The sequence below is a fragment of the Thermobrachium celere DSM 8682 genome, assembly GCF_000430995.1.
Taxonomy (GTDB): Bacteria; Bacillota; Clostridia; order Clostridiales; family Caloramatoraceae; genus Thermobrachium; species Thermobrachium celere.
Genome location: NZ_HF952018.1, coordinates 1,017,271 through 1,042,217, shown reverse-complemented (window position 1 = coordinate 1,042,217; position 24,947 = coordinate 1,017,271). Strand labels below are relative to the sequence as shown.

The window sequence follows — 24,947 nt, the reverse complement described above, 5'->3', positions numbered from 1 at the left end:
ATATTGTTGTTTAAATTAAATTTTGAGTTTATAATTAAATACAAGAAGGGAGTGGAAAGATGAAGGAAAGAATTCAAAAGTATTTAGCAAGGTGTGGAGTTGCCTCTAGAAGAAAAGCAGAGGAATTGGTTTTAAGTGGAAAAGTTAAGGTTAATGGAAGCGTAATAAAAGAAATAATATTAATAGATCCAGAAAAAGACACTGTAGAAGTCGAAGGGAAAAAGGTTAAACCAGAGGAAAAAAGAGTATACATAATGCTTAACAAACCAACTGGCGTCATAACATCTGCTAAAGATCAGTTTGGAAGAAGAACAGTTTTAGATTTAGTAAATGTTAAAGAAAGGATTTTCCCTGTAGGAAGGTTAGATTATGATACCTCAGGTTTAATAATTTTAACAAATGATGGTGAAGTTGCAAATAAACTTATGCATCCATCTAAAGAAGTTAACAAAGTTTATGTTGCAGAGGTTTTAGGTGTTCCAACAAAACAAGAAATGGATAAATTTAAAAGAGGGCTAAAAATAGAAGATTATGTTACAGCACCAGCTGATATTAAGATTTTAAAGAATTTAGGAAGAACTAGTGTAATTGAAGTTATAATACATGAAGGAAGAAACAGACAGGTAAGAAAAATGTGTGATGCAATTGGACATAAGGTGATCAAATTAAAAAGGATTAAAATTGGTGAAATAGAACTAGGAAATTTAAAAGAGGGAGAATGGAGATATTTAAATCAAAATGAAATTGAGTATTTGAAGTCATTGTAGTGAGGGGATACTATGCTGTATTTACAATTGTTAGAACGTATGTCTATTATAGGTTTGGCAGCCTACATATTTTCACAAACTATATTTTTTAAAAGGATGTTCACAAAAAAATTTACTAATGAAGACAAATTAATATTGGTTGTATTTTTTTCATTTTTATCAATATTAGGTACGTATCTTGGAATAAAAGTTCAAGGTGGAGCCATTGCAAATATAAGACCAATAGGCGCTATTGTAGCTGGACTTATAGGAGGTCCTCTAATTGGAGCTATAGTTGGTTTGATAGCAGGATTACATAGATATACTTTAGGTGGTTTTACTGCTTTAGCTTGTGCCTTTTCAACAGTTGCAGAGGGATTAACAGGAGGTTTTTTAAAGTCAGCACTAATTAAAACTAAGCATAAGGTATTAATTAGTTTTTTTGTTGGCATTTTAGCTGAAGTTATACAAGTAGTAATTGTATTACTTATGGCAAAACCTTATAGTGCAGCATTAGAACTTGAAAAAAACATTGGCCTACCAATGATTATAATTAATTCATTAGGTGTGGCTCTATTTATAAATATTTTAAATAATGTTAAGGAAGACTTTAATAAAGTTGCGGCATTTAATGCTTATAAGGCTTTAAGTATTGCAAAACAAACATCCCTTTATATAAAATTAGGTTTTAATAGAGAAACTGCAAGAGAAATTTGTGAAATAATTTCTAACGAAACAGGATCAAAATGTGTTTTTATTTGCGATAATAATGATGTTTTATATACAACTTGTTATGATGAGTTATTTATTAAAGAAGTTATAAAGAAGTTTAACGATAGTAATAATTCAGAAATGATTGAGCATCAAGGAGCTTATTTTTACATTAAAAATTTAAAATTCAATAGTACAAATGTAGGTCTTATTGGTTTAAGTATAAAGAATAATTATAGTGTTGATAAATATTATCTAGACTTTTTAGATGAGTTAGCAGAACTCTTATCAACTCAAATTGAAATATTTAGGTTAAATAAGATAGCACAGAACATATCAAGGGCAGAGCTTAAAGCCTTAAAAGCACAAATTCATCCGCATTTTTTGTTTAATGCCCTAAATACAATAGCATCCTTTTGCAGAACAAATCCATTAAAAGCAAGAGAACTAATTTTAAATTTATCTGATTACTTTAGAGGGACATTAAAAAGAAATGAGGACTTTGTTAAAGTTAGAGATGAAATAGATCTAATCAATTCCTATATATCAATTGAAAAAGCTAGGTTTGGAGAGAGGTTGAATTATTTTTATGAGATAGATGATAGAATTTTAGATGAAAAAATACCATCATTTATGCTACAGCCAATTGTTGAAAATTCAATAAAACATGGTATTTCTCCTAAAGCAGTTGGTGGTAGTGTCTTTTTAAAAGGATCTTATAAAGAAGGATATTTAATTTTTATAATTGAAGACACAGGAGTTGGTTTTAATCCACAAGATAATTTTATAAAGGGTGAAGGAATAGGTATAACAAACATAAAGGAAAGATTGAATTTATATTATGGTGAAAATTACATATTTGATATAAGTAGTTCTATAGAAGAAGGCACAAAAACAATTATAAAAATACCTATGTTGGAGGGATAAAATGGATGAAATTAAATGTATAATTGTAGAGGATGAATTGCCTGCAATTGAAGAAATAAAATATTACTTATCCAAATATCCTGATTTTAAGATAATAGATTGTGCAAATAATATGAAGGATGCAGTTGAAAAAATAAATAACTTAGATTTTGATGTTGCTTTCCTTGACATAAATATACCAGGGGGAAGCGGAATAGAACTTTGTAATATTATAAAAAATAAACAAAATAGAGCGGAAATTATATTTATAACTGCGTATGATGAGTACGCAGTAAAGGCTTTTGAGTTTAAAGCAGTAGATTATGTTTTAAAACCAATTAATGAAAAAAGATTTGATGAAACAATAAATAGATTAAGGGATATTTTTAAATATAAAAGAGGAAACAATAAAATTTCTAGTTTGGAATTAGAAAATATTTTAAAAAAGGTTATAAAGCAAAAAGAAAGAACTATTCCGTGTGAAATTAATGGAAAGATAATATTAATAGATATTAATGAAGTATTTTATTTTTTTATTGAAAACGATAAAACATTCTTAAAGACTTCATCTAATCAATATGAGATAAATTATACTCTTAATGAACTTGAGAAGATGACAGATTTTTTAAGAACTCACAGGAGCTTTTTGGTAAATCCTAATAAAGTAAAAGAAATACACCCATGGTTTAATGGTACATACAAATTGATTATGAAAGATGATAAAAAGTCAGAGATACCTGTTAGTAGAAGTAAAGCTAAGTTGGTAAAAGATTATTATAATTTATAATTATAAAAAATTAATGCAAAATACATTAAAAATATTGCTATTTAGATTTGAAATGATACATTTTACCCTCAAATAAATGAATTTAATCAAGCGTAATGTTATTATATTATTAAAATTGTACAAACATTCAAAAAATACAAAGGAGGGTTAAAATGTATTCATTTATTTTTGGTATTATACTTTTAGTACTTGGTTATATTGTTTATGGAAAATATGTTGAAAAACAATTTGGTGTTGACGAAAAAAGAATGACTCCAGCATATACTTTACAGGATGGAGTAGATTATGTACCAATGCCTACATGGAAAGTATATTTAATTCAGCTACTTAACATAGCAGGATTAGGGCCAATATTTGGGGCAATTCAAGGTGCGCTATTTGGTCCAGCAGCATTTTTATGGATTGTATTTGGAAGTATATTTGCAGGTGCAGTGCATGATTATCTTTCAGGTATGATTTCAATAAGACATAAGGGTGCCAGCCTTTCAGAAATACAAGGTATTTATTTAGGAAAAAAGGTTCAAAATGTAATGAGAATATTTACTATAGTTCTTCTAGTATTAGTTGGCGTAGTATTTGTTACAGGTCCAGCAAAGCTTTTAGCAGCAATTACACCATCTCATATGACATTAACGTTTTGGGTTGTTGTAGTATTTGCTTATTATTTCTTAGCAACAATATTACCAATAGATGTTGTAATTGGTAATTTATATCCTCTATTTGGTATAGCACTTGTAGTAATGGCTGTTGGAGTAGGTGGAGGTATAATATTAAAGGGTTATCATATTCCTGAAATAACAATGGCAAACTTGCATCCAAAGAAATTACCTATCTTCCCAATGATGTTTATTACAATTGCATGTGGTGCAATATCTGGTTTCCATGCAACACAATCACCATTAATGGCAAGATGTATGAAGAACGAAAAATATGGAAGAAGTGTATTCTATGGAGCTATGATAGCAGAAGGAATAATTGCATTAGTTTGGGCAGCTGCTGGTATGGCTTTCTATAAAGGTGTACCTGGTCTTGCAGCAGTGTTAGGAAAGGTTGGACCTAGTGGTGTTGTTCTTGAGATAACAAAGACTATTTTAGGACCAGTTGGTGGAGTTTTAGCAATGTTAGGTGTTGTAGCTTGTCCAATTACATCAGGGGATACGGCATTTAGAGGGGCAAGACTAATGCTTTCAGATATGATTAAAGTTCCACAAGATAAAATAGTAAAGAGATTGGCATTAGCTTTACCACTTTTCGCAATAGGAATTGCTTTAACCTTCATTAATTTTGATATAATATGGAGATATTTTGCATGGGCAAATCAAACACTTGCAATGGTTACACTATGGGCAACAGCTGTATATCTTCTAAAATATAATAAAAATTATTGGATTGCTGTAATTCCAGCTGTATTTATGTCTTATGTGTCTGTAAGTTATATAATGCAAGCAAAAGAAGGATTTAAAATGCCAGCTAGTATATCAAATATAATAGGATTAGTTGTTGCAGGAATATTACTAGTACTATTCTTAACAAAAGCATCAAGTTTTGCCAAAACCATTGAGAATGTTAATGAAGAGGTAGCCACAACAAAATAAAAGATGTAAAATATATGAGGATGGTTAGCCATCCTCATATATTTTTTTAAAGGAGTGGTTTTATGTATAAAGTAGTTCTAAAAGCAACAACTTTAGCTCACGATATAGTTAAAAAAGTAGTAGTTGATGGTGACTGTGTAGTTGATGCAACTTTAGGTAATGGAAATGATACAATATTTTTAAATTCGTTGACTCCGAATGGAATTGTTTATAGCTTTGAAGTACAAAAACATGCAGTAGATAAATTTAGAAGTTTAATAGAGGAAAAAAATTTAAAAAATATAGAGGTAATTCACGATGGACATGAAAATATGGATAAATATATAAAAACAAAGGTTAAGGCAATAATGTTCAATTTAGGTTATTTACCAGGCTCAGATAAGACAGTTACAACTAAAAGTGATACAACTCTAAAGGCAGTTGAAAAGGGACTTAATATATTAAGTCCTGGAGGAATTATGACTATAGCAGCTTATATTGGGCATGATGAGGGAGAGAAGGAAGCAGAGGAAGTTGTGAAATATGTTAGTCAGATAGATTCCAAATGTTATTCTATTATGAAAATAAATTTTATTAATAGAAAAAATGCACCATTTTTGATTGTTATTGAGAAAAACGACAATCTTCGTGAAGATATATAAATTGTTTTTTATTAGTTATAAATTCAATAACCTTTATTCTTGAAGGACATTGTATTTTTCTTCCACATTTTAAACATATATAGTTACCTGAAACAATATAATCATAATGTATTTTTAATGGAGTATCAGAATACTTTTTCCAACTACTCCAAGCAGTTTTACATAATTTTATTCTGTTTTTTTTATCAGCGAAAACCCATCGCAACATTTTATGGAAGTGAAATGGATATTTGGTATACCTTAAATAATCATAAGGTATACCAATTTGTGTACAATAATCAATAAATGAATTTTCAATTAGTGATTGTAGAGGGTCAGATATTTTAGAACTTATAATATTATAATTATTTTCTTGTAGATACTTTCTGGTTTTATTAAATATATAGCCTTGACAAATTTCAATAGGTTCATTTTTAGATATATTTAGTTCCTTTATATATTTTTTTATCATAGATAATGTATAGTCTTCGTAACGCTTGTTTTCAAAATATGGACTAGTAAAGTATTTTATTGGTATTATATCCCAAAGATATTCGTTAGTTTCTACTCTTAATATACCAATTGCAGTACCGCCAACTAAGCTTCCACTTCCTGCATCGTCTATTTGTATCATGATGTAGCTCCTTTCTTTGGTGTTTATTTATATTATGTATAAAAAATGCACATTATATAATAAAATAGGGGTGATGTTATGAGGATATTAATTACAAACGATGATGGTATAAAAGCTGAAGGTATAATAACATTAGCGAGTCTTCTTGAAAAGGAACATGATATAACTGTAATAGCACCTGATGTACAAAGAAGTGCATGTGGTCATTCAATTACTATATACAAACCACTTACTATAAAAGAAGTTAAAATTGAAGGTTTAAATTCTAAGTGCTACTCTGTTGACGGCACACCTGCAGATTGTGTAAAAATAGGCATAAATAAAATAATTGAAGATAGGGTTGATGTTATTATTTCAGGTATAAATAATGGATTAAATGTTGGAACAGATGTGCTTTACTCAGGAACTGTATCGGCTGCAATCGAAGGAGCAATTTACAATGTACCATCTATTGCAGTTTCAATAGATAGAGAAAATGGGAAAATAAATTATTTTTCCGCAGCAATGTTTATTAAAGAAATGTTAAAAAAAATAGATGTTAAAAATATAGGCAAAGATGTTGTTTTAAATGTTAATGTACCAAATTTAGAATATGAAAAAATAAAAGGTTATAAGGTTTGCAACTTAGGAACAAGAATTTATTCAAATGTATTTATAGAAAAGAATAGTAATGAATATGAAAAAACATATGAAATAAAAGGAACTCCAATTGGAGATGTTGTAGAAAATACCGATGTTTATTTTATAAATTTAGGGTATATCACAATAACACCATTGCATTATGATTTAACAAATTTTAAATTAATGAAAAAAGTAGAGAATGAATTTAATAGAGTTGGAAACATTAAATGAAAAATTAATGATGAAGTTGTAACATTATTTTATTCATTTGCAAATATTATTGCAATTTAACGAAAAAAATGCTAAAATGAATCTAGACTAAATTTGACATAAAAGAGGGATGGTTAACATGCAGGAGAACAAACAGGATTTAATGAAATTAATTCAACTTAAATTTCCAAGATTAAGTAAGGGTCAAAAGTTAATTGCTGAATATATTTTAAAGCATTATGATAAAGCAGCTTTTATGACGGCAGCAAAGCTTGGAACAACAGTTGGTGTTAGTGAATCAACGGTTGTTAGATTTGCAAATGAACTAGGATATAGTGGATATCCAAAATTACAAAAGGCACTTCAGGAACTTATAAAGAATAAGCTTACAAGTGTGCAAAGAATAGAAATTTCAAATGATTACTTCATTGAAGAAAACCCATTAAAAAGCGTATTAAAGGCTGATATGGAAAATCTAAGGGCAACATTAGAAAAAATTAATACAGACACATTTGATGCAGCTGTTAATGAAATTCTTAATGCCAAAAGAATTTATATAGTTGGTTTTAGAAGTTCACAAGCTCTTGTTGAATTTTTAGGATTCTATTTAAACTTGATTTTAGATAATGTAAGAATAGTTTCTACTGGAATTAGTGATGTTTTTGAAAAGCTTTTAAGGGTTGGAAAAGATGACCTTGTAATAGGAATAGGATTTCCAAGATATTCAGCAAGAACTATTGAAGCTATGAAATTTTCAAAAAGCAGGGGTGCCAAGGTAATTACTATTACAGATAGTCTATTATCACCACTTGCTACTTATTCTGATTATACTCTAATTGCACAAAGTAATATGGTTTCATTTGTTGATTCACTTGTTGCACCACTAAGTTTAATTAATGCACTTGTGGTTGCAGTTGGATTGAAGGAAAAGGATAAAACACAAGAAACATTTAAGACTCTTGAAGAAATTTGGGAAGAACACAATGTATATAATTATAAAAATAAATTTAATAATGAATAAAAAGCCCTATGGGCTTTTTATTTATTTTTTGCATATTATGTGGTATTGTATTGTATGGCGATGTTTTAGATATAATAACATAAAAAGCAGTAAGGGGAGAAAAACATGAACAGAGTAGTTGTTGTAGGTGGTGGCGCTGCAGGAATGATGGCAGCAATAAAGGCTGCTGAAAGAGGAAAGAAGGTAACATTAATAGAAAAGAATGAAAAGCTAGGTAAGAAGTTATTTATAACTGGAAAAGGTAGATGTAATGTAACAAGTAGTAAAGATATTGAAGATATAATACAAAATATACCTGGAAATGGAGAGTTTATGTATAGTTCCCTTTATACTTTTTCTAATTATGATTTAATGCAGATGATTGAAAAAAAGGGTGTGAAGTTGAAGATTGAAAGAGGAGATAGGGTGTTTCCAGAGTCTGATAAATCAAGTGATATAATTAAGTGCTTTGAAGAATATTTAAAGGAAAATAATGTTGAAATATTGCTAAATACGAAAGTTACTGATATTATAGCAAAGGATAATAAAATATTTGGTGTAGAAATTAACAACAAGCAGATAATCAGGTGTGATTCAGTTGTACTTGCAACAGGAGGAAAATCATATCCTGGTACTGGATCGACAGGAGATGGATATGTTTTTGCTAAAAAACTAGGTCATACTATAGTGGATATTAGACCATCATTAGTTCCTTTGGTTTGTAAAGAAGAATGGATAAAGGATTTAATGGGGTTATCATTAAAAAATGTAAGTATTGATGTAAAGTATAAAGGTAAGACAATATATGAAGATTTTGGAGAAATGTTATTTACTCATTTTGGTGTTTCTGGACCAATAATACTTTCAGCAAGTAGAAAAGTATCAGATATTTTACCAAATGAGGTAGAAATTTTTATTGACTTAAAACCTGCATTAAATCATGATGAATTAGATAAAAGAATATTGAGAGATTTTCAAAAGTATATAAATAAACAATTTAAAAATGCGTTAGATGATTTACTTCCTAAAAAGCTCATACCTGTTATAGTAAAGCTAAGTGGAATTCCTCAAGATAAGGTTGTAAATTCCATAACTAAAAAGGAGAGAAGCAATTTAGTAAATCTTATTAAATCATTTAAAGTAACAGTAATTGATACTAGACCAATAGAAGAGGCTATTGTTACTAGAGGAGGAGTCAGTGTTAAAGAAGTTGACCCTTCAACAATGGAATCAAAGAAGATAAAAGGACTTTTTATAGTAGGTGAGCTTTTGGATGTAGATGCATTAACAGGTGGGTTTAATCTACAGATTGCTTTTAGTACAGGTTATTGTGCAGGCATGCATTGTTAGGAGGTAAAAAATGTATTCAATTAGAGGAGCTATAACTGTTGATAACAATAAAAGTGAAGAAATAATAAAGGAAACTGAAAATCTACTAAATGAAATGTTAAAAGCAAATGAAATAGATATTGAAGACATAGTAGCTGTATTATTTACAGCAACTAAAGACTTAACAACTGCATATCCTGCTGAAGCAGCAAGAAATATAGGAATAAAGTATGCAAGTTTATTGTGTTTTCAAGAAATGTTTGTGGAGAATTCATTAGAAAAGTGCATAAGGGTTTTAATGTTAGTAAATGGAAATAAAAAACAAAATGAAGTAAAGCATATTTTTTTAAAAAAAGCTAAAAATTTGAGACCTGATTTAATGAAGGAATTTTAGTTTTTATATAGAATAAATTTTATATATATAGGAGGTAAAATATGAATAGGATTGCTATAGCAATTGACGGACCAGCTGGTGCAGGTAAAAGCACGATATCAAGATTAATTGCAGAAAAAATGGGAATTGAATACATAGACACAGGGGCTATGTATAGGGCAATTACATTAAAATTAATTAATAAAGGGGTAGATATATCAGATATACAAAAAGTAAAGGATATTGTTAATAGTACAAAAGTTGAACTGGTAAATGGTAGAGTGTATTTAGATGAAATTGATGTAACAGAAGAAATTAGAATGCCATATGTAAGTGCAAAGGTTTCAGATGTAGCAGCTATACCTTGTGTGAGAGAAAGACTTGTTCATTTGCAAAGGGAAATGGCTAAAAAAACAAGTGTAATAATGGATGGTAGAGATATTGGTACAAATGTTTTAAAGGATGCAGAGGTTAAAATATATTTGACTGCGTCAGTTGAAGAAAGAGCCAAAAGAAGATACATAGAATTGAAAAACAAAGGTATTGATGTTACATTTGAGGAAATATGTAATGATATTAAAAATAGAGATAATATTGATACCAATAGAGAGGTTAATCCGTTAAGAAAAGCTGATGATGCAGTACTTGTTGATACAACCGGAAAATCAATACAACAAGTTGTAGATGAAATAATAAGTATTATTAAAGAAGGTGCTAACCTATGAGTCTCTATAAGTTATGTCAGAAAATAGTAAAGTTTTTGTTTATGTTTGTGTACAGAGTAGAAATTTATGGAAAAGAAAATATACCAAAACACGAGGGAGCAATAATAAGCCCTAACCATTTTCATTGGATGGATCCAATAGTTGTGGGTGTATATATAGATAGACAAATAAGATTTATGGCAAAATATGAATTATTTAATAATAAGTTATTAAATAAATTTTTAAAAAAGTTAGGAGCATTTCCAGTTAGAAGACATGAGGCAGATTTAAATGCAGTTAAAACAGCACTTAAGTTATTAAAAGAAGATAATTTAGTTGGTCTATTTCCAGAAGGAACTCGTTCAAAAACAGGAGAGCTTGGGGAAGCTAATGCTGGAGTTGCGATGTTTTCAATAAAATCTGCCAAGCCTGTAATACCAGTTTGTATTATTGGTAACTATAAGCCTTTTACAAAAATTATTATAAAAATTGGACAGCCTATTGATTTTACGCAATATAAAAAGGAAAAAATGAGTAATTCTGATTACTTGGAATTAAGTCAAATTGTAATGAATGAAATAAAAAAATTAAAAGAGGGGATGTAATATGGAGATTTTGGTAGCTAAATCAGCAGGATTTTGTTTTGGTGTTAAAAAAGCAATAGAAAAAGCATTTAATGAAAATGGAGAAAGAGTTTTTACATATGGACCAATCATTCATAATAAGCAGGTAGTAGAGGATTTAAAAAATAGAGGAATTGAAGTAGTAGAGGATTTAGAAAATATAAAGCCTAAAGATAAAGTAATAATAAGATCTCATGGAATACCAAAGAATGAATACAAAAAATTAGAAGAAAAGGGAGCTATTATAGTAGATGCAACTTGTCCTTATGTTAAACATATACATAAGATTGTTGAGCAGAGATATAGTGAAGGGTATAAAATAATAATTGTTGGAGATGAAAATCATCCTGAAGTAAAGGGAATAAATGGTTGGTGTGACAATACTGCTACAATAATTAGTGATGTAAATGATATTGAAAAATTAAACCAAAATTTAGGAAAAGTTTGTTTGGTAGCACAAACAACATTCAATCAAAATAAGTGGTATAATTTATCCTCAGAAATAATAAAAAGAGCAAAGGAGATAATAATTTATAATACCATCTGTTCTGCAACTGATGAAAGACAAAACGAAGCAATAGAATTATCAAAACAAGTTGATGCTATGATTATTATTGGAGGAAAGAATAGTTCAAATTCAAGAAAATTATATGAGATATGTAAAGAAAACTGTAAAAAAGCTATTTTTATAGAAGATGAAAGTGAACTAGATTTAAATGATATTAAAGGATTAAGTAAAGTAGGTATTACTGCTGGTGCATCTACACCAGATTATACTATCAAAGCTGTTATAGATAAGCTACACTCAGTTGATATTGAAAAAATAGAAGATGATGCAAAAAATGAAGAACATGAATTAGATTATGAATTTAAAAAATTAACAGTTGGAGAAATTGTGGAGGGCAAAGTTATTCATGTAACAAAAGATGAGGTGTTCTTTGATATAGGATATAAATCAGATGGAATACTTCCAAAGGAATTAGCATCAAATAAAGAAATAAATTTAAAGGACGTATTTAAAGTTGGAGACGTGTATGATTTAGAAGTTGTAAAATTATCAGATAAAGAGGGAAATGTTGTATTAAGTAGAATAAATATCGAAAAATATGATATTATTGAAGAATTGGAAAAGGCTAAAAATGAAGATAAAATAATTAAAGTTAAATTGTTAGGTGAAATAAAAGGTGGATATGAATGCTCATATAATAACATAAAGGCATTCTTACCAGAATCACATTCAGGAATTACAACTAAAGATGATATAAAAAATATCATAGGAAAAGAAATTGAAGTAAATATAATTGATGTAAAGCTACAAAAAAATGATACTATAGAGTTAATAGTTTCAAGAAAGAGCATATTAAAGAATAAGCTTCAAGAGGAAAAACGTAGGTTTATTGATGAGTTATCTTTTGGACAGGTTTTAAATGGAAGAATAAAATCTTTTATTGATTCAGGAATATTTGTTAATGTTGGTCCTATAGATATATTTGTTCCAAATTCTGAAGTTTCATGGGATAGAAAAGTTAAACCTCAAAAGGAGTTTAAAATCAATCAAGAGATTAATGTTGTCGTTACAAAAATAAATAAAGAAGAAAATAAGGTTTCTGGAAGTATTAAGAGGACAATGAAGGAACCATGGGATGAGTTTATTTTAAAATACAAAGAGGGAGATGTAGTAACTGGTAAGGTTGTTGCATTTACCGATTATGGAGCTTTTGTTGAACTCATTGAGGGAGTAGAAGGTCTAATACATATTTCACAAATTACCACAAGAAGAATTGACAAGCCAACAGACTTTTTAAAAATAGGTCAAGTAGTAAAGCCAAAGATAGTTGGAATTGACTATGAAAAGAAGAGAGTTTCACTATCATTGATTGCATAAAGAATAAAAAAGTGCCATTTATATGGCACTTTTTTATTCAACTGCAGCTGAAAGAGGTGGTATAACCTGTTTCTTTCTTGAAACAACACCAGGTAAGTATACACTGTTTTCACCTAGTGTTACATTGAATGCTTTTGCAATTAGTTCTTTATCCTCACCAACAAATAGGGCTTCTGAACCTTCTTTTATTATGTCTGTTAAAAGAAGCATTAATAGATTATAGTTCTTAGACTTACATAAATTATTCATAAAGTCTAGTAAATCTTTCTTTAAATCCTTAAGAGCATCAGTATCCATAGTATTAACTTGACCTACACCTATTTTATATTTACCTAGTGTAAATTCTTTAAAATCTTGATAGAATATTTCTTCTGGAGTTTTTCCACTTAATGATGTACCAGCTTTGAACATTTCATCAGCAAATTTATCTATATCTATACCAGCGATTTCAGCTAATTTTTCTGCTGTCATTTTATCTATATATGTACAAGTTGGTGATTTAAACTTAAGGGTATCTGAAAGTATTGCTGCACATAAAATACCTGCTATTTGTTTTGAAGGTCTTATACCATTTTCAAAATAAATATTAGCAACTATTGTGGATGTACTTCCAACAGTTTCATTTCTAAAATAAATTGGTTTACCAGTTTGAATGTCAGCTATTCTATGATGGTCTATTATTTCTAAAAGTTCTGCCTCATCAATTCCATGTACAGATTGAGCTCTTTCATTATGGTCCATTAATATAACTTTTTTCTTCTTTTGAGATATTAGATGATATCTTGATATCGTACCTACTAATTTATTGTTATCATCAACAACAGGATAGCTTCTAAATCTTGTTTGAAGCATCTTTTCTTTTATTTCATCTACAAAGTCATCAAGATTAAAGCTTACAATGTTTTCCTTTGTCATAACATATTTAACTGGAACGCTTTGATTTATTAATCTTGATGTTGTAAATGTATCATTTGGAGTAACTAAAATAATGCATTTTCTTTCTTCTGCAAGCTTTATAATTTCATCATCTACTTCACAACCACCAGTTACTATTAAAAGATTTGCACCTGTTTCAATTGCAACTCTTTGGTTGTCACTTCTATTACCAACAATAACTATATCCCCTTTGTCTACAAAAGGTTTCATTTGCTCTGGTGCCATTGCTGCAACAACAACTTTACCACTTGTATTAAATATTTCTTGACTTCCTGTTAGCACTTTTGCATTTAGTGTTTCAACAATATTAGCAAGAGGAGTTTTGCTTGTTGCAAGTACGTTTGTATCTAAAGTACTCATGTAATTATTAGTAATATCAGATAAAGTTACAATACCTATTAGTTTTTCATTATCATCAACTACAGGAAGTGACTTAATATTATTTTTTTTCATAAGTGACCATGCTGTTTTTAGTGAAATATCTTTTGATACAGGAACAACTTTATCCATGTTTAAGTCAGCTACTTGAGGTTTTACTGTTGGAAGATATTCAGGTACTGGTATGTTAAAGTAATTTAATATGAATTCTGTTTCTCTGTTTATTTCACCAAGTCTTCTTGGTTCAGCATTATAACCTAATTTTCTTTTTAATTCAGCATAAGCAATTGCAGAACAGATTGAGTCTGAATCTGGATTTCTGTGTCCTGTTACATATATAACATCCTTCAATTAATTCACCTCCTAATAAAATTACATTAAATAATTATACCTTAAGTACTATAAAATAGTAAATACAAATGAAAAATTATAGAAAATTAAAAAAAATAAAATGTTATAGTAAATTTAAAAATTAAATATATATATTATCAGATGCATGTGGGGGTGATATTTTGCAAATGGAATATCAAAAACTTGATACAACTGGTTTAACTAGTCAAGAAGCAAAAAAAAGGCTGAACAAATTTGGTCGCAACGAAATTAATACTACTAAAAAAATATCAAAAATTAAAATTTTATTGTCTCAATTTAATGATTTTATAGTATGGGTTTTGATTGCTGCAACTATAATATCAGGGATAATGGGAGAAAAGGCAGACGCAATAACTATAATAGCTATAATTATTCTTGACGCTATTTTAGGATTTATTCAAGAATATAGAACAGAAAAGTCATTAGAAGCTTTAAAGAAACTTTCTGCACCAACTGCAAAAGTTATAAGAGATGGTAAGCAGATTATAATTGATGCAGGTGAAATTGTAATTGGGGATCTTATTGAGTTAGAATCAGGTGATAGGGTACCTGCAGATGCATTAATTATATTTAGTGAATCTTTAAAATGTGACGAATCTATTCTTACTGGTGAATCAGTTTCAGTGGAAAAGAAAGCTTTTTCAGGTAAAATGAATGATAAAAGTAATTATATTTATATGGGATGTACTATAACTAATGGAAGGGCTCTAGCAAAGGTTGTAGCTACAGGAATGAATACAGAAATGGGTAAAATAGCCAATATGCTTCAAAGCATAGAAGAGTTTAGAACACCATTACAAGAAAGGCTAGATAAATTAGGACAATATCTAGTTTATATTTGCTTGATTGTTTGTGGTGTTGTTACTGTAACTGGAGTGCTTAGAGGAGAAAATATATATGATATGTTTTTAATTGGAGTTAGCCTAGCTGTTGCAGCTATTCCTGAAGGGTTACCAGCCATTGTTACTGTGTCTTTAGCTCTAGGCGTTCAAAGAATGGTAAAGAAAAATGCACTTGTAAAGAAATTGCCTGCTGTAGAAACATTAGGTTGTACAAATGTAATATGTTCAGATAAGACAGGTACATTAACTCAAAACAAAATGACTGTAAAAAAGATAGTATTAGCAAATAAGGAATATGATGTTACAGGAACAGGTTATGAGTTTAAAGGAGATTTTATTGAAAATGGAGTTAAAAGAGATATTTTAAACAATAAAAATAGTACTTTACATAGGCTATTAGAAATTGGGTTGCTTTGTAATAACTCTTATTACAACTATGAAAAAAATAGATATGTATTTTATGGAGATCCAACCGAGATATCTCTAATTGTGTTAGCTGAAAAGGCAGGTTTAAGTTTAAATAAATATAGAAGTTATTTTAAGAGAATAAGAGAAATTCCATTTGATTCAGATAGGAAAATGATGTCTGTGATAGTTACAAACAGTAATAGTAAATATATGTATACCAAAGGAGCAGTTGAATCTGTTCTAAAATCATGTAGGTATATAGACATTGATGGTAAGGTTATGCCTCTTGATACAGATCTAAAGCGTAAAATTATTCAAATGAATGATAAATTGGCATCAACTGCTTTAAGAGTAATAGCTTTTGCATACAAAATAATTGACAGTAATTCATATACAGAAGATAACCTAATATATGTTGGATTAGTTGGTATGATCGATCCTCCAAGAAGGGAAGTATTAAATTCTGTTCTAGAGTGTAGGGCTGCAGGTATTAAACCAGTTATGATAACAGGAGATCATAAATTAACGGCTCAAGCAATAGCGAAAGAAATAAAGATAATAAACAGTGATGAAATGGTTATAACTGGTGATGAGTTAGATAAACTATCTGACGAAAAATTAGTTAGTTTTATTGATAAGGTTTCAGTATTTGCAAGGGTAAGACCTGAACATAAATATAGAATTGTCAAAGCGTATAAGAAGAAGGGTTATGTTGTTGCCATGACTGGAGATGGAGTAAATGATGCTCCTGCTGTGAAAGAAGCAGATATTGGTATTGCTATGGGTATACAAGGAACAGATGTTACAAAAGAGGCTGCAGCAATGATTTTAATGGATGATAATTTTGCAACTATTGTTGAAGCTATACGTGAAGGTAGAGTAATATATGATAATATAAGAAAATTTATTAGATATTTATTGTCATGTAATATTGGTGAAGTACTAACTATGTTTTTATCGTCCCTTTTAAAATTACCAGTTCCTTTGATTCCTATACAGATATTATTTGTAAACTTAGCGACTGATGGGCTACCTGCTATGGCATTGAGTTTAGAAGGAGCAGAAGATGATATTATGACAAGAAGACCTAGGGATAGAAAAGAGAGCATTTTTTCCGATGGTCTTTGGTTCAAAATATTAAATAGAGGTATGCTAATTGGAATATGTACGGTATTGTCGTTTGTATATACTCTTGTTAAATTTAATTCAGATATAACTTTGGCAAGAACCGTAGCATTAAGTACATTGATTTTATCACAATTATTCCATGTTTTTGAATGCAGAAGTGAAAGGCAATCTATACTAAATTTGGGTATATTCACAAATATGTACTTGGTGATTTCTGTATTAATATCATTTATAATGCTTATTTCAATAATATATATACCATATTTGCAAGGAATATTTAGTACAAAACCTTTAAATACATCAAATTGGATTCTTGTTTTATTGTGTTCAGGCTTGATTTCATTAATATCAAGTTTAATAAATTATAAAAGGGGCAGATAGCCCCTTTTATAATTTAAAAAGCATATGGTTGTCCACATGCTTTATTTTATGTACTGTCTTTGTTGAACTCTTTTTATTTCTTGATCGATTGGGATTAAGTCCTTCTTTGTAGTAAGGTTTCTTACATTTATTATTTGAATTGATTCAGTAGATTCTTTACCTTTCTTTGGTTTTAAGCCTTGAATAATTACGCTATGACCTTGTCTTACATCTATGAATGTAGGCATTTTAAACCATTTTTTAGCTTTATATCTACATTTAATTACAGATTTGCTTCTTTCAGGCTTAACTACTATATCTACTGTTAAAATATTAAAAATCCAAAGGATAGTTTTTGTTGTTGTTTTTATACTTAAAACATGGCCACTGATTTGAGTAAGTCTGTCTCCATATTTTTTAAAATATACCTCAGCATATTTTTTAGCTAGTGTTTCTCTAAAACTCATAATAACTCCCCTTTTCTATAAAATTTATTATTGCAATAATTTATTATATCATATTTTATTTTTCCCACATAGAAAAAATTAATAAATTTATTTGTTTGAATTAATTGATTTTTTGTATTATAATAATAACAGAAAGATTAAATTATTGCAATAGATGTCAAGAAATATTGATAGTACAGGTTTTAACTGTTATAGTATAGTTTGCAGTTTGTTAAATATTTAATTAAATAGGTGATGAAGTTGAAAAGAGCAAATATAGTAGTAAACGGAATAGTGCAAGGAGTAGGTTTCAGGCCTTTTATTCATAAACTAATATCGGAATATGAATTGAAGGGCTGGGTTAAAAACACATCAAGTGGAGTAGTAATAGAAGTTGAGGGAGAGTTAGACAAGATACATTGTTTTGTTGAAGATATTAAGATAAAAAAACCAAAGCTTTCTGTAATTGAAAGTATAAATTTAACTGTGTATGATGAATTGCTAGGTTATAATGAATTTAGAATAATTGAAAGTACCAATGATACTACAAAGTTTACGCTAATTTCTCCTGATGTAGCTATATGTGATGATTGCTTAAGAGAGTTAAATGATAAAAATGACAAAAGATATAAATTTCCATTTATAAATTGTACAAATTGTGGTCCGAGATTTACAATAATAAAGGATGTACCATACGATAGAGAAAAAACAACAATGAACAAATTTAAAATGTGTGATAGTTGTTTGAGTGAATACAAAGATATAGAGGATAGGCGATATCATGCACAACCCAATTGTTGTTTTGATTGTGGACCAAATATATATTATTTAAATTCTGATAACATTATTATAAAGGAAAATGTAATAGAAAGTGTTAAGAATGATTTAAAGGAAGGAAAAATAATTGCTATAAAGGGTATAGGTGGCTTTCATCTAGCATGTAATGCAAAAAATAAAATTGCTGTTGAAAAGTTAAGACAGAGAAAAAATAGAGAAGAAAAACCTTTTGCACTTATGTGTAGAGACATAAAAACAGTTAGACAGTTTTGTATAGTTTCTAAAGAAGAAGAGGAACACCTAACAAGTTTTAGAAGACCTATAGTATTATTAAGAAAGAAAAGTGAAATATTTGATTATATATCAATAGATAATAACTATTTAGGTATTATGTTACCTTATGCACCTTTACATTTTCTTCTTTTTGATGATGAATTAGATGTTTTAGTAATGACAAGTGCAAATATGAAGGATAAACCTATAATCAAAGATAATGATGAAGCAACAATAGAACTTAAAGAAGTAGCAGATGGTTTCCTTTTGCATAATAGAGATATATATGTTAGGTGTGATGATTCATTAATTTTTGTATATAAGGGAAATGAATATTTTATAAGGCGTTCTAGGGGGTATACCCCATTCCCTATAAAAGTTGAATTTGAAGCTGAAGATATTTTAGCATGTGGAGCAGAACAAAAAGCGTCATTTTGTTTACTGAAAAAGAATTATGCATTTTTAAGTCAACATATAGGAGATTTAAAAAATATAGAAACATACAATAATTATATTAGTCAAATAGAGCATTTTAAGAAGCTTTTTGATATTAATCCTAAAAAGATTGTGTGTGATTATCATCCAGATTATATGTCAACAGAATATGCTATAGACATAGGTGAAAAACATAATAAAGAAGTCTATATGGTTCAACATCATCATGCTCACATGGCTTCATGTATGGCTGATAATAATTTAAATGGAAATGTTATTGCAATAACTTGGGATGGTACAGGACTTGGATTAGATAATACACTTTGGGGTGGAGAAATACTATATGGAAATTATAGAGAATTTGAAAGAAGAGCAACAATAAGAAAGATTAGATTAGTAGGTGGGGATTTAGCGATAAAGGAAATTGATAGAATTGCTTATGATCTTTTGTATCAAACCTTTGGCAATGTAGATAAAAATATTTTAGATATGAAAAATAGCCAAATAATAAATAAAATGATTGAAAACAATGTGAATACATACCTTACCTCAAGTATTGGTAGACTTTTTGATGGAGTTTCATCATTATTAGGATTAAGGCATTATGCAAGCTATGAGGGACAAGGTGCAATACTTTTAGAGAAAACTGCAGAGTTGAATGAAAATGGAGTGTATACTTACAATTTAGAGCAAAGTGATTTACTAGAGTTTGATTGGAGACCAATGATAAGAGAAATTGTTTTAGATATTGGTAGAGGTGTATCAATAAATATAATATCAGCTAAATTTATGAATACATTGGTTGATTTTGCTGTTAAATCTGTTAAACAAATAGAGTCAGAGACTAATTGTAGAGATATTGTAATATCAGGTGGCGTTTTTCAAAATATGTATTTGCTCGATAGAATATATACAAGATTGCAAAGTGATGGATTTAATGTATACATTCATAAAAGAGTTTCAACAAATGATGAAGGTATATCATTAGGTCAGCTTGCTGTTGTTGCAAATGGAGGTGGTATGAGATGTGTTTAGCAGTACCATTGAAGGTGGTTAATATAGAGGGAAATACAGCTCAAGCTGAAATAGAGGGAGTTAAAAGAACAATTAGAATAGATTTTGTTAAAGACGTAAAAGTTGGAGACTATGTTATAGTACATGCTGGATTTGCAATAGAAAAATTAAAGGAAGAAGATGCTATAGAAAATCTACGTCTTATTAAGGAGGTTACTGATGCACTTAAATGAATTTAGAAAACCTCAAGATATTGATAGGGTTATAAAGTTTCTGAAAAAGATAGATAGAAAAATAAAAATTATGGAAGTGTGCGGGACACACACAATGGCGATTGCAAAATCTGGGATTAAGGGTTTGCTACCTGAAAATATAAAATTAATATCAGGTCCTGGATGTCCTGTTTGTGTGACACCTTCTGAAGAAATAGATGCAATTTTAGAGCTTTGTAGAAAAAATAGAGATTTAATAATAACTACTTATGGTGACATGATGAAGGTGCCTGGTACAAATGTAGGAGAAAGTCTAGAAAAATTAAGGGCATTGGGAAGCGATATTAGAATTGTTTATTCAGCATTAGATGCAGTAGAAATAGCAAAGAATAATCAAGATAGAGAAGTTGTTTTTTTAGGTATAGGATTTGAAACTACAACTCCGGGAACTATATTAGCTTTAGAAGAAGCCATTAATAATAACATAAATAATTTTTATATCTATTCAATGCATAAATTAGTTGAACCTGCGTTAAGGGCACTACTAGAACAACCTGATTTTGATATAGATGGGTTTATTTGCCCAGGTCACGTAGGTGCAGTCATAGGAGAAGAGGGATTTAGATTTTTAGTTGATGAATATAAAAAACCTTCAGTTATTTGTGGATTTGAAGCTGGAGATATCTTAATTGGGATATTTAAGATAATTAATCAAATTATAAATAATGATGTTAAACTAGAGAATGAGTATAAAAGAGTTGTAAAGACAGAGGGTAATAAAATTATAAAAGAAAAAGTAGAAAAGTATTTTAAAGTTTCAGATGATTTATGGAGAGGAATTGGTTTAATTAAAAATAGTGGTCTTAAGTTAAAAAAAGAGTATGAAAAATTTGATGCAATTACAAGGTTTAACATAACTTTAAGAGAGAATAATAAGACAACAGCATGTAGGTGTGGTGATGTAATAAAAGGAAAAATTGAGCCTAATGAGTGTTCGCTCTTTGGTAGATTGTGTACTCCAGAAAATGCAGTTGGGCCTTGTATGGTTTCAAGTGAAGGAGCTTGTGCAGCGTATTATAAATATTTACAATTTTGAGGTGATTAAATGGACGAAATAATTACGCTATCTTATGGCAGTGGAGGTAAAAAAACTTCACAATTAATTGAAAATCTAATTCTTCCAGCATTTGCTTGTAATGAGCTTAATGCTTTGTCAGATGGCGCAATATTAGAATTAGATTCAAATAAATTTGTATTTTCTACAGACAGTTTTGTGGTTAGCCCTTACTTTTTTCCAGGAGGGGATATTGGAAAATTAGCTGTCTGTGGTACAGTAAATGATTTAGCCGTTTGTGGTGCTGTACCTAAGTTTTTGAGTTTAAGTTTAATTATTGAAGAAGGATTTAAGCTGGAGGATCTAAAGAAGATAATAAATTCTATAAAAGAAACAGCAGAAAAATGCAATGTAAAAGTTGTTACTGGGGATACAAAGGTAGTTGAAAAAGGCAAAGGTGATGGTATTTATATAAATACTTCTGGTATAGGAGTTTTAACACATGAATTTTTGGGGAAAGATAAAATAGCAGAAAATGATGTGGTTATAGTTACTGGAACAGTAGGCGATCATGGAGCTTCAATTATGGCTGCAAGAAACAATCTAGTTGATGAGTTTTCAGTGATATCTGATTGTGCACCAATATATGAATTAGCACAATGTATATTACAATATGGTAATAAAGTAAAGATTATGCGTGATCCTACAAGAGGTGGAGTGGCAACAACATTAAATGAGTTTGTTGAAGGAACAGAGTATTCAATTGAAATAAATGAGGAGGACATTCCAGTTAGCGTTAAAACAAACAATTTGTGTGAAATATTAGGAATTGATCCTTTATACTCAGCAAATGAGGGAAAAATATTAGCTGTTGTTGATTATAGTATTGCAGAAAGTTTAATTAATGATTTAAGAAATATTGAATTAGGCAAGGATGCAGCCATAATAGGGAAAGTTACAAAAAACTTTCCTTCAAAGGTTGTGTTAAATACAAATCTTGGTGGTAGTAGAGTACTTACAAAATTAACAGGTGCTCAATTGCCGAGAATATGTTAAAGTACATAGGAGGTGCATTTATGCAGGAATTTAAATCAATTGAAATTAAAAAAGAAGAAATAGTTCCATTAGCTCAAAGAATGAGAGAAAAGGGACATAGGCTTGTAATGATTCATGGCTATGTTGACAAAGAAGGAAAACATGTAGTTAACTACCAATATGAAGTAGGCAATTGTATTGAATCCTACAAAGTTGTAGGAGAAGACACTTTACCATCAATTTCTGAAATATATGATGTTGCAGCAGCATGGCCTGAAGAAGAATTATATGAGCTTATGGGAGTAAAATTTGAAGGTTTAAAAATGAGGGGAAGACTATTCCTGCCAGACACAATGCTTGAAGGACAAGGACATATTATAGTAACACCATTAGAAGAATTAAGGAAGAAGACACTTAAGGAGGGAGAATAATGGGTTATACAATACCTATAGGTCCATATCATCCATCTTTGGAAGAACCAATTCATGCTAAGTTATATACTGAAGGTGAAGTAATAAAGGACGCAGAAGTATTTATAGGATATAACCATAGAGGAATAGAAAAATTAGCAACTGAAAGAAATTTCATTCAGACATTAACTTTAGTTGAAAGAGTATGTGGAATATGTTCACATTCACATCCATTTACATATGCTATGGCAATTGAAAACATAGCACAAATGGAAGTGCCAAAAAGAGGTCAATATATAAGAGTTATTATGGCTGAACTTGAAAGATTACATTCACATTATCTATGGATAGGATTAGCTTGCCACTTAATAGGATATGATTCACTATTTATGTATGTATGGGATGCTAGAGAAAAAGTTATGGATATACTAGAAGAAATTTCAGGTAATAGAGTAAACTACGGTATGGTTATAATTGGTGGTTCAAGAAGAGATATTAACGATGAAATGAGAAGAAAGGTTTTAAAGATGCTAGATGATTTAAATGAACCACACAATCGAATGAAGGAAATATTCTTAAATGATAAAACAGCTGCTTTAAGAACTAAAGGCGTTGGGGTATTACCAAAGGATGTAGCAGAAAGAATGGGAACAATTGGACCACACGCTAGAGCGTCAGGAATAAGAGTTGATGTTAGAAAGGATGCTCCTTATTCATGTTATGATGAATTTGATTTTGACATACCTGTATTAGAAGATGGTGACGTTTGGGCAAGAGTTGTAGTTAGAGTTTTAGAAATAGAAGAAAGTGTAAAGATAATTAGACAGGCGTTAGAAAACCTTCCAGAAGGTCCAATAAATTTAGGTAATAAACTTCCTAAGGTTCCAGCTGGAGAATTTACAGCAAGACACGAAGCACCAAGAGGTCAAGTAATTTATTATGTAGTAACTGATGGAGGACAAACAAATTATAGAATAAGTATACATGTTCCAACCTTTAAAACTGCTCCAACTGTACCTTATATGTTAAAAAATAATACAGTAGCAGATGCAGGTTTAATAATTGCATCAATAGATCCTTGCTTCTCATGTTTAGATAGGTAGTGATAAAATGCATGAGTTATCAATTACTGAAGGAATTATAAAAATAGTTGAAAGTGAAGCAAAAAAACATCATTTTAACAAGGTAAATTCTATAAAGTTAGTAGTTGGGGAACTATCAGGTGTATTTCCCCAACTAATTCAAGAGTACTTTAATATAGCAAGTAGAGGTACAATTGCAGAAGGGGCAGAGCTTATCATACGTAGAGTTGAAGCAAGAATGAAGTGTAATGAATGTGGAAATGAAAGTATTATTGAGAGACATAGATTAAGATGTAAAAATTGTGGTAGTTTAAATGTAAGAATAACAGCTGGCAAGGAATTTTACGTGGATAGTTTGGAGGTTGATTGATGTGGAAATAAAAGTAGTAAAACAAATACTTGAATGGAATGAGGATTGCAGCAATGAGATAAAGGATACATTTGAAAAAAAGAATATTTATATGATAAATGTGATGGGATCACCTGGAGCAGGAAAAACGAGCCTTATTGTAAACTTAATAAATGAGCTTAGAAAGTACTATAAAATAGCAGTAATTGAAGGAGATATTGCTGGTCAAATAGATGCAGAAAAGATAAAAAAGATGGATATACCAGTAGTTCAATTAAATACTGATGGAGCATGCCATATTGAGGCTATGTCAATAAAACACATACTTCAGTATTTTAATTTAGACGAAATTGATGTGATTATTGTAGAAAATATAGGTAACTTGGTATGCCCAGCAGAATTTAACATTGGAGAAGATATAAGAGTTGCAATTTTAAGCATACCAGAGGGTGATGATAAAGTAGAAAAGTATCCTCTAATGTTTTCAACTTCAGAAATATTAGTATTAAATAAATATGATATGAAGTCTTATTTTGACTTCGATGATAAAAAGGTTGAATCTGTTGCAAGAGAGTTAAATCCAAACATTAACATTTTCAGAGTATCCAACAAAACAAAAGAAGGACTTAATGAGCTAGTCAATGCATTGAAAAATGCAATTGATAAAAAAATAAAAAAGTAAGGGGGGCTTT

General features: G+C 29.6%; 24 protein-coding genes. 21 read left to right on the top strand and 3 right to left on the bottom strand.

The features are described 5' to 3' along the window. The first annotated feature begins 59 nt into the window (after positions 1 to 59). From TCEL_RS05620 to mnmM, 5 genes are all read left to right on the top strand, one after another. Positions 60 to 767, top strand: coding sequence for a pseudouridine synthase (locus TCEL_RS05620; protein ID WP_018662013.1), 708 nt, complete (start codon positions 60 to 62; stop codon positions 765 to 767). Between the two features lie 12 nt (positions 768 to 779). Next, positions 780 to 2,384 carry a LytS/YhcK type 5TM receptor domain-containing protein gene (locus TCEL_RS05615; RefSeq protein WP_018662011.1) on the top strand — a complete coding sequence of 535 codons (1,605 nt, stop codon included), beginning with the start codon at positions 780 to 782 and terminating at the stop codon, positions 2,382 to 2,384. Position 2,385: 1 nt separating this feature from the next. Next, positions 2,386 to 3,150, top strand: coding sequence for a LytR/AlgR family response regulator transcription factor (locus tag TCEL_RS05610; protein WP_018662008.1), 765 nt, complete (start codon positions 2,386 to 2,388; stop codon positions 3,148 to 3,150). Positions 3,151 to 3,302: 152 nt separating this feature from the next. Continuing rightward, the gene (locus TCEL_RS05605; protein WP_018662006.1) at positions 3,303 to 4,745 is read left to right on the top strand and encodes a carbon starvation CstA family protein; all 1,443 of its coding nucleotides are present in this window, start codon (positions 3,303 to 3,305) and stop codon (positions 4,743 to 4,745) included. A gap of 62 nt (positions 4,746 to 4,807) precedes the next feature. Then, positions 4,808 to 5,386 (top strand): tRNA 5-(aminomethyl)-2-thiouridylate-methyltransferase MnmM, encoded by a 579-nt coding sequence (gene mnmM, locus TCEL_RS05600; RefSeq protein ID WP_018662004.1) that lies wholly within the window; start codon positions 4,808 to 4,810, stop codon positions 5,384 to 5,386. On the opposite strand, the gene TCEL_RS05595 is transcribed toward mnmM, so the two are convergent. After that, on the bottom strand, positions 5,349 to 5,999 hold the full coding sequence (locus tag TCEL_RS05595; protein WP_018662002.1) for a hypothetical protein: 651 nt from the start codon (positions 5,997 to 5,999) through the stop codon (positions 5,349 to 5,351). The genes mnmM and TCEL_RS05595 overlap by 38 nt on opposite strands. 78 nt (positions 6,000 to 6,077) lie before the next feature. On the opposite strand from TCEL_RS05595, the gene surE reads away from it, so the two are divergent. The 7 genes from surE to TCEL_RS05560 all read left to right on the top strand — a co-directional run bounded on the left by surE (position 6,078) and on the right by TCEL_RS05560 (position 12,744). Continuing rightward, positions 6,078 to 6,851: a 5'/3'-nucleotidase SurE gene (gene surE, locus TCEL_RS05590; protein ID WP_018662000.1), complete on the top strand. Its 774-nt coding sequence runs from the start codon at positions 6,078 to 6,080 to the stop codon at positions 6,849 to 6,851. Between the two features lie 118 nt (positions 6,852 to 6,969). Continuing rightward, positions 6,970 to 7,851 carry a MurR/RpiR family transcriptional regulator gene (locus TCEL_RS05585; protein ID WP_018661998.1) on the top strand — a complete coding sequence of 294 codons (882 nt, stop codon included), beginning with the start codon at positions 6,970 to 6,972 and terminating at the stop codon, positions 7,849 to 7,851. Positions 7,852 to 7,956: 105 nt separating this feature from the next. After that, the gene (locus TCEL_RS05580; RefSeq protein ID WP_018661996.1) at positions 7,957 to 9,180 is read left to right on the top strand and encodes a BaiN/RdsA family NAD(P)/FAD-dependent oxidoreductase; all 1,224 of its coding nucleotides are present in this window, start codon (positions 7,957 to 7,959) and stop codon (positions 9,178 to 9,180) included. 10 nt (positions 9,181 to 9,190) lie between these two features. Beyond that, positions 9,191 to 9,553: a chorismate mutase gene (gene aroH / locus TCEL_RS05575; protein ID WP_018661995.1), complete on the top strand. Its 363-nt coding sequence runs from the start codon at positions 9,191 to 9,193 to the stop codon at positions 9,551 to 9,553. 41 nt (positions 9,554 to 9,594) lie between these two features. Further along, entirely contained in the window at positions 9,595 to 10,257 is a 663-nt protein-coding gene (gene cmk / locus TCEL_RS05570) for a (d)CMP kinase (protein ID WP_018661994.1), read from the top strand. Next, positions 10,254 to 10,841, top strand: coding sequence for a lysophospholipid acyltransferase family protein (locus tag TCEL_RS05565; protein ID WP_018661992.1), 588 nt, complete (start codon positions 10,254 to 10,256; stop codon positions 10,839 to 10,841). The genes cmk and TCEL_RS05565 overlap by 4 nt, the downstream gene beginning before the upstream one ends. A 1-nt stretch (position 10,842) precedes the next feature. Next, positions 10,843 to 12,744, top strand: coding sequence for a bifunctional 4-hydroxy-3-methylbut-2-enyl diphosphate reductase/30S ribosomal protein S1 (locus TCEL_RS05560; protein WP_018661991.1), 1,902 nt, complete (start codon positions 10,843 to 10,845; stop codon positions 12,742 to 12,744). Positions 12,745 to 12,777: 33 nt separating this feature from the next. Here TCEL_RS05560 and TCEL_RS05555 read toward each other — a convergent pair whose 3' ends face one another. Beyond that, positions 12,778 to 14,409, bottom strand: coding sequence for a putative manganese-dependent inorganic diphosphatase (locus TCEL_RS05555; protein WP_018661989.1), 1,632 nt, complete (start codon positions 14,407 to 14,409; stop codon positions 12,778 to 12,780). Between the two features lie 167 nt (positions 14,410 to 14,576). Between TCEL_RS05555 and TCEL_RS05550 the strand changes: the two genes are divergently transcribed. Beyond that, complete coding sequence (locus tag TCEL_RS05550) at positions 14,577 to 17,189, top strand: calcium-translocating P-type ATPase, SERCA-type (protein WP_040683926.1); 2,613 nt, start codon at positions 14,577 to 14,579, stop codon at positions 17,187 to 17,189. 41 nt (positions 17,190 to 17,230) lie between these two features. Here the strand turns inward: TCEL_RS05550 and TCEL_RS05545 are convergent, their stop codons facing one another. Further along, entirely contained in the window at positions 17,231 to 17,635 is a 405-nt protein-coding gene (locus TCEL_RS05545) for a hypothetical protein (RefSeq protein ID WP_018661985.1), read from the bottom strand. Positions 17,636 to 17,869: 234 nt separating this feature from the next. On the opposite strand from TCEL_RS05545, the gene hypF reads away from it, so the two are divergent. The 8 genes from hypF to hypB are packed head-to-tail and all read left to right on the top strand — an operon-like array spanning position 17,870 to position 24,937. After that, positions 17,870 to 20,134: a carbamoyltransferase HypF gene (gene hypF, locus TCEL_RS05540; protein ID WP_084739310.1), complete on the top strand. Its 2,265-nt coding sequence runs from the start codon at positions 17,870 to 17,872 to the stop codon at positions 20,132 to 20,134. Continuing rightward, positions 20,125 to 20,346: a HypC/HybG/HupF family hydrogenase formation chaperone gene (locus tag TCEL_RS05535; protein ID WP_018661981.1), complete on the top strand. Its 222-nt coding sequence runs from the start codon at positions 20,125 to 20,127 to the stop codon at positions 20,344 to 20,346. The genes hypF and TCEL_RS05535 overlap by 10 nt, the downstream gene beginning before the upstream one ends. Continuing rightward, the gene (gene hypD / locus TCEL_RS05530; RefSeq protein WP_018661979.1) at positions 20,333 to 21,421 is read left to right on the top strand and encodes a hydrogenase formation protein HypD; all 1,089 of its coding nucleotides are present in this window, start codon (positions 20,333 to 20,335) and stop codon (positions 21,419 to 21,421) included. Before TCEL_RS05535 ends, hypD begins: the two co-directional genes overlap by 14 nt. Before the next feature lie 9 nt (positions 21,422 to 21,430). Continuing rightward, positions 21,431 to 22,435, top strand: a complete 1,005-nt coding sequence (hypE, locus tag TCEL_RS05525) for a hydrogenase expression/formation protein HypE (RefSeq protein WP_018661977.1) — start codon at positions 21,431 to 21,433, stop codon at positions 22,433 to 22,435. Positions 22,436 to 22,455: 20 nt separating this feature from the next. Further along, positions 22,456 to 22,845 carry an NADH-quinone oxidoreductase subunit C gene (locus TCEL_RS05520; RefSeq protein WP_018661975.1) on the top strand — a complete coding sequence of 130 codons (390 nt, stop codon included), beginning with the start codon at positions 22,456 to 22,458 and terminating at the stop codon, positions 22,843 to 22,845. Further along, entirely contained in the window at positions 22,845 to 23,927 is a 1,083-nt protein-coding gene (locus TCEL_RS05515; protein ID WP_018661973.1) for a hydrogenase large subunit, read from the top strand. Before TCEL_RS05520 ends, TCEL_RS05515 begins: the two co-directional genes overlap by 1 nt. A gap of 7 nt (positions 23,928 to 23,934) precedes the next feature. Beyond that, on the top strand, positions 23,935 to 24,276 hold the full coding sequence (hypA, locus tag TCEL_RS05510; protein ID WP_018661971.1) for a hydrogenase maturation nickel metallochaperone HypA: 342 nt from the start codon (positions 23,935 to 23,937) through the stop codon (positions 24,274 to 24,276). 1 nt (position 24,277) lies between these two features. Then, positions 24,278 to 24,937: a hydrogenase nickel incorporation protein HypB gene (hypB, locus tag TCEL_RS05505; RefSeq protein WP_018661969.1), complete on the top strand. Its 660-nt coding sequence runs from the start codon at positions 24,278 to 24,280 to the stop codon at positions 24,935 to 24,937. Positions 24,938 to 24,947 lie beyond the last annotated feature (10 nt).